This is a genomic window from Acinetobacter sp. ANC_7512 (assembly GCF_056779935.1).
On sequence record NZ_JBWYIX010000009.1, the window covers coordinates 40449 to 57636 of the forward strand.

Sequence of the window (17188 nt, forward strand, 5' to 3'; positions counted from 1 at the left end):
AGTCAAATTTTTGTTGCATCTCATTACCTTTATGATATGTTGTTTGTAGAGTAAAAAATAAACATTTTAGCATAAATCGTTTATTTATCAGCTCTTAAGGAAATAACTAAAAAAATTCTATTAAATTAAAAATTCACATTATCTAAGGATAGATAACATGAAATTAAAAACCATCAGTGCATCTGTATTATTTGCTTTATTACCGATTTCTGGGGCTTATGCAGCCGCTATGGATCGCTCAGGTCAATCGATAGGAGCATTTTTACAACCGAATAACTATTTTGAAGCTGGTATCTCCATTATTGACCCTGATGTATCTGGTAAAAACCAACTTGGAAATATCAGTGATATGGCTGAGGATTATTACTTCCCAAGTGCTGCATTAAAACTGCAATTAAATGAAAAATTCTCTTTCGGCTTACTCTATGATCAACCCTTTGGAGCATCAGCCTATTACACAGATGGATTACTTCCAGGATTACTGCCAGATAGTACACTTCCTCTCTCTTCAACAGAGGTTAAAGTAAATTCAAATAACATATCAGCTATTGTTGGGTTTCAACCTAATGAAAATTTGAATATTTATGGCGGTGGTGTATATCAGGATGTGAGAGGTAATTTAACTTTATCTAGTTTAGCGAATTATCAGGCTCATTTTAAAAGAGATGAAGGTTATGGTTGGTTAGCTGGTGTTGCATATCAAATCCCTGAAATAGCGTTAAAAGCATCCTTAACATATAGATCTGAAATTGACCATAGTTTGGAAACTACGGAAGATGCCAATGGTTTGATAAACGCTTATTCAAGTTATTTTGGTTATCCTAGTTTTATTGTTGAGAGCATAGTTGGACCTCAAGTAGCTCAAGTACTAACTAATCTTAAAAATTTAGATTCGAGTGGGGCATTAAATACACCTTCTCAGAATACTAAAATCAGCACTCCACAATCAGTTAATTTAGACTTTCAAACAGGCATCATGGCAAACACCGTTGCTTTTGCAAATGTTCGATGGGTTGAATGGGGAGGTCTAAAAATTGATATTGATAAATTTAGATTGTTAACACAAGCTGTTACTGGTCAAGGACAAAATATTATTGAATATGATAAAGATCAATGGTCTGCAACGGTTGGCGTTGGTCGTAAGATTAATGAAAAATGGGGCGGTGCATTATCCGCAGGTTGGGATTCTGGAGCTGGGAATCCAGTAACCGCACTTGGACCAACAGAAGGCTACTGGAATCTAGGTTTGAGTGCTCAGTTTAGCCCTACTCCTGCAACCTTTATCGGTGGCGGTGTAAAATATTTTTGGTTAGGAGATGCTGATGGCCGATCTGTTGGTCGTGAAGTGGGTAAGTTTGAAGATAACAATGCTTGGGCATATGGTCTAAAAATAGGTTATCGTTTCTAAATTCCATTTAGTTTTCAAAAGAGCACTTTTGTGCTCTTTTTTTATTTAATCATGAATGCCATTGACTGACTGTATAGTTCATTTAAATATTAACGATAAGATAGTGTCGTTCAAAATTAAATAACTCATAAATTCAATAATTTATATAAAAAATAAAATTCCTATTATTTTTATCAGAATTAAAATTCAATTATAAATTTATTTCCTTAGAGTATTTACTCTGATTCTTAATGTGTTATTTTGTGAACATAAGATTTAGGATCAGTTTAAGATAACTAATCCTCAATTCAATTGGAAAATACAAAATAATTCATTGAAGAAGATCAGGGAAAATTCAAGTGAAATTAACAAAATTATCAGCTGCTGTATTATTCGGTTTAGCATCATCAGGCACTTTTGCTGCTGCATTAGATCGTTCTGGACAATCTATTTCATCATTCCTTCAACCAGGAAATTACTTCGAAGCTGGCATCTCAATTTTAGATCCATCTGTCTCTGGTAAAGACTTATCTGGTAATTACACTGGTGATATGGCTGGTGATTACTACTTTCCTTCTGCAGCATTAAAAATTCAAGCGACCGATAAAATTTCATTTGGTTTGATTTATGACCAGCCTTTCGGTGCTGATGCAGCATATAAAGGTAACAATAATTTTACCACACAAGGTTCTGATACCATTTTAGGTGCACTCCCAGTTTACCTTGGTGAAAAGCCAGCAAGTGCTCCTATAGGTGTAGGTTTAAATACTGGTGTAACAGGTGGCACATCAGTCGAAGTAGATACACAAAATATTTCCGCTATTATCGGCTTCCAACCTAACGAAAATTTTAATTTCTATGGCGGAGCTGTTTATCAAACTGTTAAAGGAAATGTAAAATTAAGAGGATCGACGTATAGTATCTTTAATGGATACGATGCTGATATTAAAGAAGACGGCGACTTCGGTTGGTTAGTCGGTGCAGCTTATCAAATTCCTGAAATCGCTTTAAAAGCCTCTTTAACATATAGATCTGAAATTAGTCATGACGTTGAAGTAAATGAAAGTATTCCTGCTGCAACCGCATTAGCAAATCCAGCAAATGCTCCTCAATTGATTAACCTCATTACAACTTTGACTGCACTTGGACAAATCGATCAATATACAGCAGGTAGCCTACAAGGAGCAATCGGTGCTTTAGGTGCTGGCTTCAAACCTGGATCTACAAATGTTACTACTCCACAATCTGTCAACTTAGATCTACAAAGTGGCATTATGGCGAACACCGTAGCATTTGCAAACATACGTTGGGTGGATTGGTCTAGTTTCTCAATTAAGCCTAATAATTTCGGTCAATTGGCTGATGCACTTGGTAGTGCCGGACTTATCCCTGGCAAACCTAATGGATTTAACCTAGTTGATTATTCTAAAGATCAATGGTCTGTAACAACAGGTGTAGGTCGTAAATTTAACGAGCAATGGGCTGGTAATGTTTCAGTTGGATGGGATTCCGGTGCAGGCAATCCTGTAACGACACTTGGACCAACAGAAGGTTATTGGAACGTAGGTTTAGGTCTTCAATATAGCCCTACTCCAGCTACGTTTATTGCAGGTGGTGTTAAATACTTCTGGTTAGGTGATGCTGATGCTCAGACAGGTGCACATAGTGCAGCAGGCAAGTTTGAAGACAATGACGCTTTAGCTTACGGTCTTAAAATCGGCTATAAATTCTAATCATTCATCAATAAAAAAAGACCACATGATTGTGGTCTTTTTTATTTTTATACAAGTATAAAGTAATTGTTTGTTATATCATCATTTAAAATAAAAAAACGACACAAACTACAATTCCTTTTTTGCTCAATAATACTTTTTAAAAACATGGACATAATTATTTAGCCTCATAACTTGATCATGAAGTAATATAAATTTGATTATATTTCAACCACTTCCAAGTATTTACTCTTTTTTTATTTGTGTTATTTTTCATGCAATTTTTTCGCCATATGACATTCATGGATGAACATCATGAAATTTAAAGTACTTTCATACTCAGTCTTCTTGTCTACGCTCCCATTAACTTCAATTTACGCCGCAGGATTAGATCGTTCAGGTCAGTCGATTTCAGCATTTCTCCAATCAGGTAATTATGCAGAAGCTGGCATTTCTGTTTTAGATCCCACCGTTAAAGGTTCTTCCACAGTGATTAATAAAATCACTGGTCAGGATTTAACAGGCGAAAAAATTACCGATATGGGCAGTGATTATTATTTTGTAAACACTGCTCTTAAACTACAGGTTACTGACCAAGTTTCTTTAGGTTTAATTTACGATCAGCCTTTTGGTGCAGATGCATTATACGATGCTAAAAATCAATCATTTGGCAATAGTTTAAGTGGTACATCAGTTGAAGTTAAGACACAAAATTTAACTGCACTCATTGGTTATCAACCCACTGAAAATTGGAATTTTTATGCTGGTCCAGTATGGCAAACAGTTGAAGCTGATATCAATTTAAAAGGTAGTGCATACCAAGTCTTAAATGGCTATAACATCCATGTAGACCAAAAAGAAGCTTACGGCTGGATTGCAGGTACTGCATACCAAATTCCCAAAATTGCATTAAAAGCATCTATCACTTATCGCTCTGAGATTAAACACAAAGCTCAGTCGAATGAAACCTCGCTCCTTCCACTTTACGCCGATACATTAAAAAAGCCTGAGTTTAATAGATTAGATAAGATCGCTGCAGTAACTGAAGCAGTTACTCCACAATCTGTAAATATTGATTTACAGTCTGGAATTGCAACAAACACTTTGGCGTTTGCTAACCTGCGTTGGGTTCATTGGGATCAATTTACGGTTACACCTAAATTACTTGGATTAGTTGGACAGGACCTCATTTCGTATTCTGATGATCAGTACTCTGCAACCTTAGGTGTTGCACATAAATTTAATGATCAATGGGCAGCAACCACAACTGTAGGCTATGACTCTGGAGCTGGAAACCCTGTAACCACTTTAGGTCCAACTGAAGGTTATTGGAGTGTAGGCTTAGGTGGTCAATTCAACCCATCACAGCAAAGCTTTATTCAAGCTGGTGTTAAATATTTCTGGTTAGGCGATGCAACTGCTCAAACGGGTGGCATAAATGTTGGAGAATTCAGCAACAATTATGCATTAGGTTATGGCATAAAAATCGGGTATCGATTCTAACAATTGTTATAAAAAAAGGACGCTAAAGCGTCCTTTTTTCAAAGTAATAACTTAGGCTGGAATATCACGTACAGAAGCGTTGCGGATCGCTTCTTTCAATGCAGCATAACCATTAATCGCAGGAAATTGTGGGAATTCTGCAATTACATTATCCGGCGCATCAAATAAGAAACCTTGATCTGCTTCACCGAGCATCGTAGTATCGTTATACGAGTCGCCTGCAGCAATTACACGGAAATTTAAACCGTGTAAAGCTTGCACTGCTTTACGTTTTTGATCAGGTTGACGTAGTTTATAATTTGTAATCATACCATTTTCGTCAGTTTCTAATTTGTGACAGAAAATCGTAGGCCAACCTAACTGCTTCATCAATGGATGAGCAAATTCATAGAATGTGTCTGATAAAATGATGAGTTGGAAATGAGTACGTACCCACTCGACAAACTCCTTAGCGCCTTCAAACGGTCCCATATCTGCAATAACAGCTTGAATGTCATTTAAACCTAAACCATGCTGTTTAAGAATATTTAAACGCTGAGTCATGAGCACATCGTAGTCTGGAATATCTCGAGTTGTTGCTTCAAGCTCTTTAATTCCTGTTTTTTTTGCAAAATTAATCCAAATTTCAGGAACCAAAACGCCTTCAAGATCTAGACAAACGATTTCCATGATACTGCCCTCAGCATTAATAAAATTTGCAATATCATAGCCGAAGATTGCCGAATATCGATGTAATTTTTTAAATCTATTTTATTCATAAGTATTTATTTTTATTTCATAAGATAAATCTCTGAATTCAACTAAAATATACATCAAATATTTTAATATAGGACTTGTTGCTTCCAAGCCTATATCGCCAGGATTCTCATGACTACCATTCCAAGCATAGATTTAATTGATGCACTTGCATCAGAGTATGAAGATAAATCCCCTTCGGAAATTATAGCCTTAGCTTTAAATCAAACAGGTGAAATTGCCATTTCATTTTCAGGTGCTGAAGATGTTGTATTGATTGATATGGCTGCAAATTTAGGTAAACCTTTTCGCGTGTTTAGTCTTGATACAGGTCGCTTGCATTCAGAAACTTATCAATTTATTGAGACTGTTCGTAAGCACTATAATATCAACATTGAAATATGTTTCCCGGAAGCTGAAGCTGTTCAGAATCTGGTCAACGAAAAAGGACTGTTTAGCTTTTATCAAGATGATCATAAAGAGTGTTGTGGTATCCGTAAGGTTCAACCTCTTCGTAAAAAGTTAGCAACACTTGATGGTTGGATCACGGGTCAACGTAAAGATCAAAGTCCGGGTACACGTACTGAAATTCCAGTGATTCAAGCTGATCTAGGTTTTTCAGGTGAAGGTAAACAACTCATTAAATACAACCCTTTGGCGAATTGGACGAGTGCTGACGTTTGGAATTATATTCGCATGATGGAAATTCCATATAATCCATTGCATGAAAAAGGTTTTATTTCAATTGGATGTGAACCATGCACGCGTCCAGTACTTCCAAATCAGCACGAGCGTGAAGGTCGTTGGTGGTGGGAAGAAGCAACGCATAAAGAATGTGGTTTACATTCAGGTAATTTAAAAAAGTAAAAACTGTCTCACAAAGTTTTAAGCCACTGATTTAAAGTGGCTTTTTTGTACTGACCATTCATTAAAAAAATTTATGCCCCCTCCAACAAATACGTCTATACTGATCTCTTGGATTGATAATTCTAAAAAACAATTTTAGAAATTTGCAGTGAGGCAAACCTAGACTATGCGCCCATTACACCCGCTTGATTTTATTTTCTTATCTTTGGAAAAAAGACAACAGCCCATGCATGTTGGCGGATTATTTTTATTTGAAATTCCAGAAGATGCGCCACCAACCTTTATTCAAGATTTAGTGGCAGATATTCGCAACTCAAAATCTATTCCAATTCCACCGTTTAATAATAAATTAAACGGACTGTTTTGGGACACAGACACTGAATTCGATCTTGATCATCACTTCAGACATATTGCTCTACCACATCCTGGTCGTATTCGTGAGCTACTCACCTACATTTCCCAAGAGCACAGTTCATTAATTGATCGAGCTAAGCCATTATGGATGTGTCATATCATTGAAGGCATTGAAGGGAATCGTTTCGCCATGTATTTCAAAATACATCATGGGATGGTCGATGGTATTGCAGGCATGCGTTTAATTGAAAAATCACTCTCTCATGATCCAAATGCAAGAAGTATCGTTCCGCCATGGTGTGTTGAAGGTCCGCGTGCTAAGCGACTTAAAACACCTAAAGTAAGCCGTGCAAAACAAATCTTGTCTAATTTGAAAGGTCAAGTGCAGTCTACACCGGGTGTATTCAAAGTGCTGTCTGAAACTGTCTTTAAAGATATGGGACGTAATCCGGACTATGTATCTAGTTTTCAAGCCCCAAGTAGTATTCTGAATCAAAAAGTCAGCTCATCACGTCGTTTCGCTGCTCAGTCATATGAGTTTAAGCGTCTCAACCATATTTCAAAATCACTGGGTGTGACCATTAACGATATTGTGCTTGCGATTTGTTCCGGTGCTTTACGTGAATATTTAATCAGTCAAAGTGCTTTACCAGAAAAACCATTAATCGCTATGGTTCCTGTCTCCGTTCGTACGGATGATTCAGATATGTCAAATCGTATTACGATGATTCTGGCGAACTTAGCGACACATAAAGCCGATCCATTAGAACGACTCGATCTTATTCGTCGTAGCGTAATGAATGCGAAACAAAAATTCAAACGCATGACTTCAGATCAGATTCTCAACTATAGTGCCTTCGTATATGGTCCTGCAGGTTTAAATATCATCTCTGGTTTAGCACCTAAACGTCAGGCATTTAACCTCGTTATTTCTAACGTACCAGGGCCTAAAGAGCCGCTATATTGGAATGGTGCACGTTTGGACGCACTTTACCCTGCTTCTATCGTACTTGATGGTCAAGCGTTGAATATCACAATGACCAGTTATATGGATAAATTAGAAGTCGGTTTAACCGCATGTCGAAATGCTTTGCCTAAGATGCAAAATTTATTGACCCATTTAGAAGATGAGATTCAAAGATTTGAAAAAATTGTGGGTCTACCTGAAGATGACAAACGGCAGATTATGAAAAAGGCTACTAAGCGTAGTGTAACAAAGAAACAAGTAGTAGCGGATATAGAAGTTGCAAATGAAAAACCAGCTTAAGTCTGTATATTTCGATATTTACAAAAAAATTAAGGGGCTTTAAAAAGGCCCCTTAATTTTTAATATTACGACACTGCTTGATTAGTTGCTGACAGAGCGAAACGACCATCGCTTGTGTAACTCGAACTTCTTGACCTTGATCGTTGAGCATCAAGCAAGCGCTTTTGTTTGAATCCACAATTTGACGATGGCTACCCGCTAATTGTTCCGTTAAATTCATACCCACTTTGACCTCACTTTGCTAAGACAACATCGCTGTCTTTGGCTATTCGATTTGATTTCTTAAGTATTGAGAAATCGAGATCGAATGTAAAATCTCAGTTGTAACAAGTGTTTAACGATATTCTGTTACAATTTCAATTCAAAATGATATCGTATTGCTCTTGCGTGTATAAATTTTCGACTTGGAACTTAATGACACGTTTCACAAAATGCTCTAAATCAGAGACGGCCGCAGCTTCTACGGTTAATAATCGATCCACAACCGATGGATGCGCAACGACAGTAAAGTCAGTCTGAGACTCAAAATCTCGAGCATATCTTAATATCTCTCGAAAGATTTCGTAACAAACAGTCTCGGCACTTTTCACATAACCACGTCCCTGACACGTCGGACAAGACTCACATAACAAATGCTCAAGTGATTCACGCGTCCGTTTACGCGTCATTTCTACCAAGCCAAGCTCAGACACTTGGGTGATTTTAGTTTTTGCATGGTCACGTTCTAAGACTTTTTCAAATTGCTTAAGCACTTCATCACGGTGTGAGGCCTCTTGCATATCAATGAAGTCAATAATGATAATTCCACCTAAGTTGCGCAGTCTGAGTTGACGCACAATGACTTGTGTCGCTTCCATGTTGGTCTTAAAGACGGTGTCCTCAAGAGAGCGTCCACCTACATATGAGCCTGTATTGACGTCAATAGTGGTCATGGCCTCCGTCTGATCAATCATCAGATAACCACCAGACTTTAAAGCAACACGTGTTTGCAGTGCTTTTTGAATATCTGTTTCAACATTGTATAAGTCGAATATCGGACACTCACCAGGGTAATGTTTCAGACGATCAACCATATTTGGTACAAACTCAGCCACAAACTCTTGTAGCTTGCCAAACACTTCTCTTGAATCGACTTGAATTTTTACCGTATCTTCATTTGCCAGATCACGGATGATACGTTGAGGAAGTGGTAGCTCTTCAAAAATAAGAGATGGAACCACGACACTTTTTTGTTTGCGCTGAATAAATTCCCAAAGTTTTGCCAAATACGCCATATCTTGCGCAATAGCGGCCTCTTCGATCCCCTCTGCTGCAGTTCGGACAATGACAGAACCAGGTAACTTATGTTCAGCTTGAATCCGCTCAATGATCGAACGTAAACGATCACGCTCTTCTTCTGATTCGATTCGCTGCGACACGCCAGTATGATGTCCATAAGGCATCATCACCAAATAGCGAGAAGGAATGGAAAGATCAGTACTTAGACGTGCACCTTTTGTGCCTAACATATCTTTCATCACCTGCACTGTCAGAATCTGACCCGGTTGCAGAAGATCAAATACATTTGGCGTCGGTTGATTACGAGGCCAAATCATGTCATTGATATGTAAAAAAGCAGTACGAGATAAGCCAATGTCTACAAATGCCGCTTGCATACCAGGCAATACACGTACAACTTTGGCTTTATAAATATTCCCGACTAAACCACGTTTAGCGTTGCGTTCAACAAATAGTTCGTTGACCGTCCCATTTTCAACTAACGCCACCCGACACTCCATTGGGGTGACGTTAATCAACAACTCGTCAGACATAAAAAACACTCAAAACATTATAAAAATTTTTTAAAAGGTTAATTTAGTGCCTTAACCATTTTTCAATATTTGATTCAGTAACTGTGATGTTTCATGTAAAGGCAAACCCACCACATTGGTGTAGCTACCTTCAATACGAGGAACGAACTTTGCGGCGATTCCTTGTATTGCGTAAGCCCCTGCTTTTCCTACAGGTTCCCCAGTTGACCAATATTCTTCCATATCATGATGACTGAGTGATTGAAAATCAACCTTTGTGCTCACTACTGTAATTATTGTTTTATGTTGTGAAGACACACAAACGCCACTGAGGACTTCATGCTGACGTCCTGACAAGGATTGCCAAATTTCAAACGCATGTTGCTTCGAGTCAGGTTTGCCAATAATTTGTCCATCTAAACTGAGGCTTGTATCTGCAGCAATGACCACCGCATCTGGAAATCGCGCTAAAACAACCTGAGCTTTTTGTTCTGCTAAACGTCGAACATAATCATGCGCTTGCTCACCATCATGTACAGACTCATCGATTTCTGGACTAAAAATATCAAATTTAAGTCCAAGCTGTGCAAGCAATTCTTTACGCCGAGGCGAGCTCGACGCCAGGATTAAATTCGCCATTTTCGGAGCAAATAATACAAGATGGGCCAAGTTAAAATACTGCTCATTAGTGGCTGCCAATGACGAGTTATCGAAAATTGCATATCGGAAATAATTTGTGCAAAAAGGACATAAATCAAATGTGCCAATATAGCAACACTAGCGATTGCCCAAGTATTTCCAAACGTCATTAAACGGCGTTCACGCACAAACCAACGGATGCTAAATGTTAGTAAAACGAAGCTTAACGCATGTAATCCAAGGGGTGCATCAAGCAGTAAATCGGTAAATAATCCGACTGCAAAAGCAAACCAAACACCACACCATGTCGGTTGAAGCAAGATCCAATACATCGTAATCATCAGCATGATCAGCGGTCGCCATCCTGCCAATGAATAAGACAGCGGATACACCACCAAGACTGAACCAATAATGATTGAAAGCACGATGATCCATAGTGGATCACGTGTTTTAACTGATGATATTTTTTTAGCGCTGAGCATGAGGTTGCTCCATGGCTAATGAGTCTGAGAACAGTACCACTACATGGTGTCCACCGGCCAACTGAGCTGCAGGTTTCACGTCTATCTGCGCAAACTCACCGGTATTTTCACGCTTAACTTTGGACACTGTTCCGACCAAATAACCCGCAGGAAAATGTTGTCCTAAACCTGAACTATACACCTTGTCCCCGACTTTGACGTTAGCGCTGGTCGGTACATATTCCATTTTCAGACGACCTAAATCACCAGTCCCTGACACAATGGCACGCATGCCAGAGTTTTCAAGACGTACTGATAGGGAGTGTTCTTTATCAGACAATAACATGACACGGCTACTGTGCGGATAAACATTGATGATCTGCCCCATGATACCGTTATCATCCAACACCGTTTGCCCGACACGCAGTTGGCTCGCAGCACCGCGGTTAATGATAATGATATGACGTAATGGATCAGCATCTGTGCCGATCACCTCAGAGATTTCCATACGACCGTCAATGATCAAAGGCGTATCCAATAATCCACGTAAGCGCGTATTTTCAGCGGAGAGTTCTGAGAGTTTTTGAAGGCGAACCTGAGCCTGAAGCAGCTCTGCCTGCATCGCAGTATTCTCACGACGCAATTGCGCTTCAGACTTGGTTTGTTGACTGAGCCATTCTTTCGATAAAACGGGATAACTTGCAATGGCATAAATGGGATTGTATGCCGCGTACAAGACATCTCTTGCTGGTTGAATCAAGTGTGGAGCACGCCAATTAAACATTAACACGAACAAACACACGATGACTGCAATGATGAAAGAGCGAAAAGATGGCGGTTGTCTTGAAAACAGATTCGGTTGCACCGCCTCGTCCTTAAATTAAATTACAGAAAATTAACCAACAAACAGCATGTCATGGTTCGGGTTGTCAAAGAGTTCTAAGACTTTACCACCACCACGTGTTACGCAAGAAAGTGGATCTTCAGCAACTACTACTGGCAAACCTGTTTCTTGTGACAATAACTTGTCCAAGTTACGTAATAACGCACCACCACCAGTCAATACAATACCGCGCTCCGCGATATCTGATGACAACTCAGGAGGTGTTTGCTCAAGCGCAGATTTCACTGCAGAGACAATGCTTTGCAATGGATCAGTGATTGCTTGAGTAATTTCATCAGAAGTCACCGTAATTGCACGCGGAACACCTTCCGCCAAGTTACGACCACGAACTTCGATTTCTAGCACTTTGCCATCTTCATCCGGAAGTGCCATACCCACTTCTTTTTTGATGGTTTCAGCTGTCGTTTCACCAATGACGCAACCGTGTGCTTTACGAACATAATGAATAATTTGTTCGTCAAATACATCACCACCAATGCGTAATGAGTCTGCATAGACACAACCTTGCAATGAAATGATTGCAATTTCAGTTGTACCACCACCCACGTCTACGACCATCGAACCACACGCTTGCTCAACTGGCATGCCTGCACCAATCGCTGCTGCCATTGGTTCTTCGATTAAACGTACATCACGTGCACCTGCATTGAATACAGCCTCACGAATCGCACGACGCTCAACCAAAGTTGATTTACATGGCACACACACCACAACACGCGGCGCTGGTGGGAAAAGACGCTTTTCATGCACTTTACCAATAAATTGGTTTAACATGGTCTCAGTGACTTCGAAATCCGCAATCACGCCATCTTTCATTGGACGAATTGCAGAAATATTCGCAGGGGTACGACCAAGCATTTGCTTAGCATCCAAGCCAACAGCGGCAACTATTTTTTGTGAACCACTGTGACGAATTGCCACAACAGTCGGTTCATTTAATATAATGCCCCGTCCTGGCGCATAAATTAGTGTATTAGCGGTGCCTAAATCTATGGCTAGATCTGGCGAAAACAAGCCAATTAGTCGTTTTAGAATCACGGGTCGTTCTCAGTTCAACGTTATATAGACGTAAGATGGCAACTTTAACTAAATGTGATGCTTTGGACAAGTCAATCGCTTATTATAACGCATGATATTTTGAATATTTTTATTACTGATTAGGTGAGACAGCATGTCAGCATCAGATGCTCAGCAATCTGCAGATTTAAATGCACAAACCGTTTCAAGCATTGCACACTTAGCACGCTTGTCTTTGGATGACACTCAATCTGCTGAATATGCTCAAAGTTTGAATAAAATTTTAGGAATGATGGAAACCTTGAAAGGCATTGATACCGAAGGTGTTGAGCCATTAAAGAGCCCATTTGACCATCCGCAGCCATTACGTGAAGACGCTGTGTCTGAACAAAACCATCGTGATGACTATCAAGCCGTTGCACCAGCTGTGCAAGACGGTTTGTATCTTGTTCCACGTGTAATTGAATAATTGTTCAGTTTTGCCCTATTTAAATTTTAGTTAAGAATTTTTCTCATGACAGATTTACATCGCTTATCGGTTCGTGAACTTATCGATGGTTTAGCAACCGCTAAATTCTCTTCACGTGAATTGACGCAACATTATTTAAACCGTATTGAAAAAATTGATGCACAAGTCAAATCTTATGTCACTGTGACTGCTGAACAAGCATTGGCTCAAGCTGATGCAGCTGATGCAGCGATCAAAGCAGGTACAGCAACCACTTTGACTGGTTTACCTATTGCACATAAAGATATTTTCTGTACGCAAGGCATTAAAACCACGGCTGGTTCTAAAATGCTAGACAACTTTATCTCTCCGTACGACGCAACCGTTGTAGCGAAAGGTAAAGCTGCGGGCCTAGTGACTTTAGGTAAAGTGAACATGGACGAATTTGCCATGGGTTCTACATCAGAATCATCTTACTTTGGTGCAACGGCGAACCCTTGGGCGCTTGACCGTGTTCCGGGTGGTTCTTCAGGTGGTTCTGCTGCGGCAGTTGCAGCTGACCTTGCACCGTTTGCGACTGGTACAGATACAGGCGGTTCAATCCGTCAACCTGCATCGTTCTGTGGCCTTACAGGCTTAAAACCAACCTATGGTCGTGTATCACGTTTCGGTATGATTGCCTATGCATCATCACTTGACCAAGGCGGTCCAATGGCACGTTCGGCAGAAGACTGTGCGTACCTTATGAACGTGATGGCAGGTCATGACGCAAAAGATTCAACATCTGTACAAAAAGATGCTGATGACTACGTTGCAAACTTGAACGGCACGTCTGTAAAAGGATTACGTATTGGTATTCCAAAACAGTACTTTAATGTTGAAGGTTTAGCTGCTGACGTTAAAGCACGTGTTGAAGAATCTCTAAAAAAATTGGAAGAGATGGGTGCAACGCTTGTTGAAATTGACCTCAACATGACTGAGGCATATGTTCCAACCTATTACCTGATTGCCCCTGCTGAAGCATCGTCTAACTTGTCACGTTTTGACGGCGTACGTTATGGCTACCGCTGTGAAGATCCAAAAGACATCATGGACTTGTACAAACGTTCTCGTTCTGAAGGTTTTGGTGCTGAAGTTCAACGCCGTATCTTGATTGGTACTTATGCGCTGTCTGCAGGTTATTACGATGCGTACTATGTCAAAGCACAAAAAGTACGTCGTTTAATCCAACAAGATTTCTTAAAAGCATTCGAGTCTGTTGACGTGATTGCTGCGCCTTCTGCGCCGACAACGGCGTATAAGATTGGTGCAAACCTTTCACCAGTTGAAATGTACTTGGGCGATATCTATACCATCGCGGTAAACCTTGCAGGTCTTCCTGCGATTAACGCGCCTGTTGGTTTTGATCAAAATAATTTACCTGTTGGCTTACAGTTGATTGGTAACTACTGGTCAGAATCTCAATTGTTGTCTGTGGTGCACCAATACCAACAAGCAACTGATTGGCACACCAAACGCGCTGCAATTGCTGAGGAGAATGCATAATGGCGAAGAACAATGCAAAACCTAAGTCAAATTTGATTGATGGTTGGGAAGTCGTTATTGGTATTGAGATTCACACTCAACTTGCGACTAAATCTAAAATCTTCTCAGGTTCTTCAACTGAATTTGGTCAAGACCCAAATACACAAGCGAGCCTTGTTGATTTGGCAATGCCGGGCGTACTGCCTGTATTGAACAAAGAAGTGGTTGATCTTGCCATTCGCTTTGGTTTGGGTATCGATGCTTACATCGACCAAGCGTCAGTATTTGCACGTAAAAACTATTTCTACCCTGACTCTCCTAAAGGCTACCAAATCAGCCAAATGGACAACCCGATTGTGGGCTTGGGTCATATCGACATCCAACTTGAAGATGGCACAGTAAAACGCATTGGCGTGACACGTGCGCACCTTGAGGAAGATGCAGGTAAATCGATTCATGACCAATTTGAAGGTATGTCAGGTATCGACTTAAACCGTGCAGGTACGCCACTTCTTGAAATCGTATCTGAACCTGATATGCGTTCGGTTGAAGAAGCAGTTGCTTACATTAAAGCGATTCACACACTTGTGCGTTGGTTAGGTATTTCTGATGGTAACATGGCGGAAGGTTCATTCCGTGCCGACTGTAACGTATCACTGCGTCGTCCAGGTCAACCATTCGGTACACGTTGTGAATTGAAAAACTTAAACTCATTCCGTTTCATTGAACAAGCGATCAATGTTGAAATTGAACGTCAAATGGAAATCTTGGAATGGGATGGCACCATCGACCAAGAAACGCGTTTGTTCGACCCTGTGAAGATGGAAACGCGTTCAATGCGTTCGAAAGAAGAAGCGAACGATTACCGCTACTTCCCTGACCCAGACTTGTTGCCTGTGATCATTGCAGATGAGCAAATCGAAGCGATTAAAGCGACTATGCCTGAGCTTCCTGCTGCACGTCGTGCGCGTTTTGTGGCTGACTTTGGTGTGACTGAGTACGATGCGCACGTTCTTACGCTTACGCGTGAAATGTCAGAGTTTTATGAAGAAGTTGTTAAGGCTGCGGGCGGTGCTGCACAAGGTAAGATTGCTGCAAACTGGGTGATGGGTGAATTCTCCGGTGCTTTGAACAAAGCTGGCTTAGAGTTGGCTGACTCGCCTGTAACAGCTGAGAAACTTGGCGGCATGATTGCGCGTATTGTGGACAACACCATTAACGGTAAGATCGCAAAACAAGTGTTCGGCTTTATGTGGGAAGAAGGCAAAACTGCGGACGAGATTATTGCGGAAAAAGGCTTGAAACAGGAAACTGATACAGGCGCAATTGAAGCGATCATTAAAGACGTTCTTGCTGCTAACGAGAAAATGGTTGAAGAGTATAAATCTGGTAAAGAGAAAGCCTTTAACGGTCTTGTTGGTCAAGTGATGAAAGCAGCGAAAGGTAAAGCCAACCCTGCGCAAGTCAATGAATTAATGAAGAAATTGATTGGTTAATCTGATCTTTCTTTAAAAAAAAACCCGCGAAAGCGGGTTTTTTTATTTCCAAATTTTTTGCAACCAATTTGGAATACTAATGACATCTTCCTCAAAAATATTTTGGGGAACGCTTTTCCAAAAATTAGTAATAGATTCTTCAAAAATATCGAGATGCTTATTCTCAAATTCGACATTGGTATGATCTAAGTACTGCAACTCAGTACTGTAATTTTTATTCGAAGAAGCCAACGGATCAACGATATACTCTGGATATTTTTGTTTTAACTCTTCAAATGAATTCCCATTTCCATGTTTATATACATTTACAAGAACTCTGCATGTATCTAATTTTTCAAAAAATGGTTCCGAGTAGATATCCCAACCAAAATCTTTGAATAGGTCAAAAATTTGCTTAATATTTAAAGACCATATTTTTTCTCTTAATTTTTTAGCCCCTCTCCAATGTCGCATCTCATTAATAAGCCATTCACGAAGCTCTTTTTCCCATTTATGAAACATTCCAGACAGAATACTAAAAAGAACATTTTTGTGAAGCTCTTGCAAATTAAGATAAAAGTCTACCATTTCATCGTTAGCTTGCTCATAAATTTCAGCAGGATCATGGAAATCAGGATCAAAATAATTTTTTGAACGTTTATCTAACCATTCTTCTACGTATCTTTCTGACTCTTCCTCAATATTATCAAATTTTAGCAATAATCTAGATTTTGCTTGCTCAACATAAAATTGGTGACTTTCAATAATACTTTGTCTTTGTGGTTCCCACATTTGCAATAAAATCTCAGACATAAACACCCTCAAACTTCTTATATTTGTTGTATTAAATATATGCTTGTTTCAAAAAACAATATGACCAACTAAAAGTAGCCATATCGGCAAACTTGAAGACTTAGAATGTATTCAACTTTCAAAGTCTTTGTTTATACGTGATTAATTCCCTCACCCCCTTGCGCAACAATGTTGCTCATCCCATAGGGAGAGGGAGCTTTCATTGCGAATCATATAACAACATGAATTTAATATTGGATGTTCCTTCTCCTTTCAGGAGAGGGTTAGGGAGAGGTAAAAAGAAAACACTGTC

The 17188-nt window shown here is 39.7% G+C and carries 16 protein-coding genes; 8 read left to right on the forward strand and 8 right to left on the reverse strand.

From position 1 onward, the window contains the following. Positions 1 to 157: 157 nt before the first annotated feature. The 3 genes from AC1M9H_RS09610 to AC1M9H_RS09620 all read left to right on the forward strand — a co-directional run bounded on the left by AC1M9H_RS09610 (position 158) and on the right by AC1M9H_RS09620 (position 4602). Positions 158 to 1408, forward strand: coding sequence for an OmpP1/FadL family transporter (locus tag AC1M9H_RS09610; RefSeq protein ID WP_481613276.1), 1251 nt, complete (start codon positions 158 to 160; stop codon positions 1406 to 1408). Between the two features lie 338 nt (positions 1409 to 1746). Continuing rightward, positions 1747 to 3120 (forward strand): OmpP1/FadL family transporter, encoded by a 1374-nt coding sequence (locus AC1M9H_RS09615; RefSeq protein ID WP_481609021.1) that lies wholly within the window; start codon positions 1747 to 1749, stop codon positions 3118 to 3120. A 294-nt stretch (positions 3121 to 3414) separates the two neighbouring features. Then, positions 3415 to 4602: an OmpP1/FadL family transporter gene (locus AC1M9H_RS09620; RefSeq protein WP_481613277.1), complete on the forward strand. Its 1188-nt coding sequence runs from the start codon at positions 3415 to 3417 to the stop codon at positions 4600 to 4602. A 51-nt stretch (positions 4603 to 4653) separates the two neighbouring features. Here AC1M9H_RS09620 and thrH read toward each other — a convergent pair whose 3' ends face one another. After that, positions 4654 to 5271 carry a bifunctional phosphoserine phosphatase/homoserine phosphotransferase ThrH gene (gene thrH, locus AC1M9H_RS09625; protein WP_035269809.1) on the reverse strand — a complete coding sequence of 206 codons (618 nt, stop codon included), beginning with the start codon at positions 5269 to 5271 and terminating at the stop codon, positions 4654 to 4656. Positions 5272 to 5469: 198 nt separating this feature from the next. Here thrH and AC1M9H_RS09630 point away from each other — a divergent pair, with 198 nt between their 5' ends. Both AC1M9H_RS09630 and AC1M9H_RS09635 read left to right on the forward strand, forming a co-directional pair. Then, positions 5470 to 6204 carry a phosphoadenylyl-sulfate reductase gene (locus AC1M9H_RS09630; protein WP_035269807.1) on the forward strand — a complete coding sequence of 245 codons (735 nt, stop codon included), beginning with the start codon at positions 5470 to 5472 and terminating at the stop codon, positions 6202 to 6204. A gap of 166 nt (positions 6205 to 6370) precedes the next feature. Further along, a complete protein-coding gene (locus AC1M9H_RS09635) occupies positions 6371 to 7825 on the forward strand; it encodes a WS/DGAT/MGAT family O-acyltransferase (protein ID WP_481609019.1) in 1455 nt (484 codons plus the stop codon). Positions 7826 to 7877: 52 nt separating this feature from the next. Here AC1M9H_RS09635 and AC1M9H_RS09640 read toward each other — a convergent pair whose 3' ends face one another. The 6 genes from AC1M9H_RS09640 to AC1M9H_RS09665 form a co-directional block, all read right to left on the reverse strand. After that, the gene (locus AC1M9H_RS09640) at positions 7878 to 8045 is read right to left on the reverse strand and encodes a PA1571 family protein (RefSeq protein WP_171076802.1); all 168 of its coding nucleotides are present in this window, start codon (positions 8043 to 8045) and stop codon (positions 7878 to 7880) included. A 136-nt stretch (positions 8046 to 8181) separates the two neighbouring features. Further along, positions 8182 to 9636: a ribonuclease G gene (gene rng / locus AC1M9H_RS09645; RefSeq protein ID WP_035269804.1), complete on the reverse strand. Its 1455-nt coding sequence runs from the start codon at positions 9634 to 9636 to the stop codon at positions 8182 to 8184. Between the two features lie 51 nt (positions 9637 to 9687). After that, entirely contained in the window at positions 9688 to 10254 is a 567-nt protein-coding gene (locus tag AC1M9H_RS09650; RefSeq protein ID WP_481613278.1) for a Maf family nucleotide pyrophosphatase, read from the reverse strand. Continuing rightward, positions 10242 to 10736 carry a rod shape-determining protein MreD gene (mreD, locus tag AC1M9H_RS09655; protein WP_481591637.1) on the reverse strand — a complete coding sequence of 165 codons (495 nt, stop codon included), beginning with the start codon at positions 10734 to 10736 and terminating at the stop codon, positions 10242 to 10244. The genes AC1M9H_RS09650 and mreD overlap by 13 nt, the downstream gene beginning before the upstream one ends. Next, positions 10723 to 11580 (reverse strand): rod shape-determining protein MreC, encoded by an 858-nt coding sequence (gene mreC / locus AC1M9H_RS09660; RefSeq protein ID WP_035269796.1) that lies wholly within the window; start codon positions 11578 to 11580, stop codon positions 10723 to 10725. Before mreC ends, mreD begins: the two co-directional genes overlap by 14 nt. 30 nt (positions 11581 to 11610) lie before the next feature. Next, a complete protein-coding gene (locus tag AC1M9H_RS09665; protein ID WP_035269793.1) occupies positions 11611 to 12657 on the reverse strand; it encodes a rod shape-determining protein in 1047 nt (348 codons plus the stop codon). Between the two features lie 133 nt (positions 12658 to 12790). Here AC1M9H_RS09665 and gatC point away from each other — a divergent pair, with 133 nt between their 5' ends. Genes gatC through gatB form a run of 3 tightly spaced genes read left to right on the forward strand, consistent with a single transcriptional unit; the run spans position 12791 to position 16104 of the window. After that, positions 12791 to 13105 (forward strand): Asp-tRNA(Asn)/Glu-tRNA(Gln) amidotransferase subunit GatC, encoded by a 315-nt coding sequence (gene gatC / locus AC1M9H_RS09670; protein ID WP_035269791.1) that lies wholly within the window; start codon positions 12791 to 12793, stop codon positions 13103 to 13105. 45 nt (positions 13106 to 13150) lie between these two features. Beyond that, positions 13151 to 14629: an Asp-tRNA(Asn)/Glu-tRNA(Gln) amidotransferase subunit GatA gene (gatA, locus tag AC1M9H_RS09675; protein ID WP_481597676.1), complete on the forward strand. Its 1479-nt coding sequence runs from the start codon at positions 13151 to 13153 to the stop codon at positions 14627 to 14629. Continuing rightward, the gene (gatB, locus tag AC1M9H_RS09680; RefSeq protein WP_180028086.1) at positions 14629 to 16104 is read left to right on the forward strand and encodes an Asp-tRNA(Asn)/Glu-tRNA(Gln) amidotransferase subunit GatB; all 1476 of its coding nucleotides are present in this window, start codon (positions 14629 to 14631) and stop codon (positions 16102 to 16104) included. Before gatA ends, gatB begins: the two co-directional genes overlap by 1 nt. 42 nt (positions 16105 to 16146) lie before the next feature. On the opposite strand, the gene AC1M9H_RS09685 is transcribed toward gatB, so the two are convergent. Next, positions 16147 to 16896, reverse strand: coding sequence for a hypothetical protein (locus AC1M9H_RS09685; RefSeq protein WP_180028085.1), 750 nt, complete (start codon positions 16894 to 16896; stop codon positions 16147 to 16149). Between the last annotated feature and the right edge of the window lie 292 nt (positions 16897 to 17188).

Coding starts and splice junctions, on each gene's coding strand:
- AC1M9H_RS09610 (WP_481613276.1), top strand. CDS start 158: ATGAAATTAAAAACCATCAGTGCATCTGTATTATTTGCTTTATTACCG.
- AC1M9H_RS09620 (WP_481613277.1), top strand. CDS start 3,415: ATGAAATTTAAAGTACTTTCATACTCAGTCTTCTTGTCTACGCTCCCA.
- thrH (WP_035269809.1), bottom strand. CDS start 5,271: ATGGAAATCGTTTGTCTAGATCTTGAAGGCGTTTTGGTTCCTGAAATT.
- AC1M9H_RS09630 (WP_035269807.1), top strand. CDS start 5,470: ATGACTACCATTCCAAGCATAGATTTAATTGATGCACTTGCATCAGAG.
- AC1M9H_RS09635 (WP_481609019.1), top strand. CDS start 6,371: ATGCGCCCATTACACCCGCTTGATTTTATTTTCTTATCTTTGGAAAAA.
- AC1M9H_RS09640 (WP_171076802.1), bottom strand. CDS start 8,045: ATGAATTTAACGGAACAATTAGCGGGTAGCCATCGTCAAATTGTGGAT.
- rng (WP_035269804.1), bottom strand. CDS start 9,636: ATGTCTGACGAGTTGTTGATTAACGTCACCCCAATGGAGTGTCGGGTG.
- AC1M9H_RS09650 (WP_481613278.1), bottom strand. CDS start 10,254: ATGGCGAATTTAATCCTGGCGTCGAGCTCGCCTCGGCGTAAAGAATTG.
- mreD (WP_481591637.1), bottom strand. CDS start 10,736: ATGCTCAGCGCTAAAAAAATATCATCAGTTAAAACACGTGATCCACTA.
- gatC (WP_035269791.1), top strand. CDS start 12,791: ATGTCAGCATCAGATGCTCAGCAATCTGCAGATTTAAATGCACAAACC.
- gatA (WP_481597676.1), top strand. CDS start 13,151: ATGACAGATTTACATCGCTTATCGGTTCGTGAACTTATCGATGGTTTA.
- gatB (WP_180028086.1), top strand. CDS start 14,629: ATGGCGAAGAACAATGCAAAACCTAAGTCAAATTTGATTGATGGTTGG.
- AC1M9H_RS09685 (WP_180028085.1), bottom strand. CDS start 16,896: ATGTCTGAGATTTTATTGCAAATGTGGGAACCACAAAGACAAAGTATT.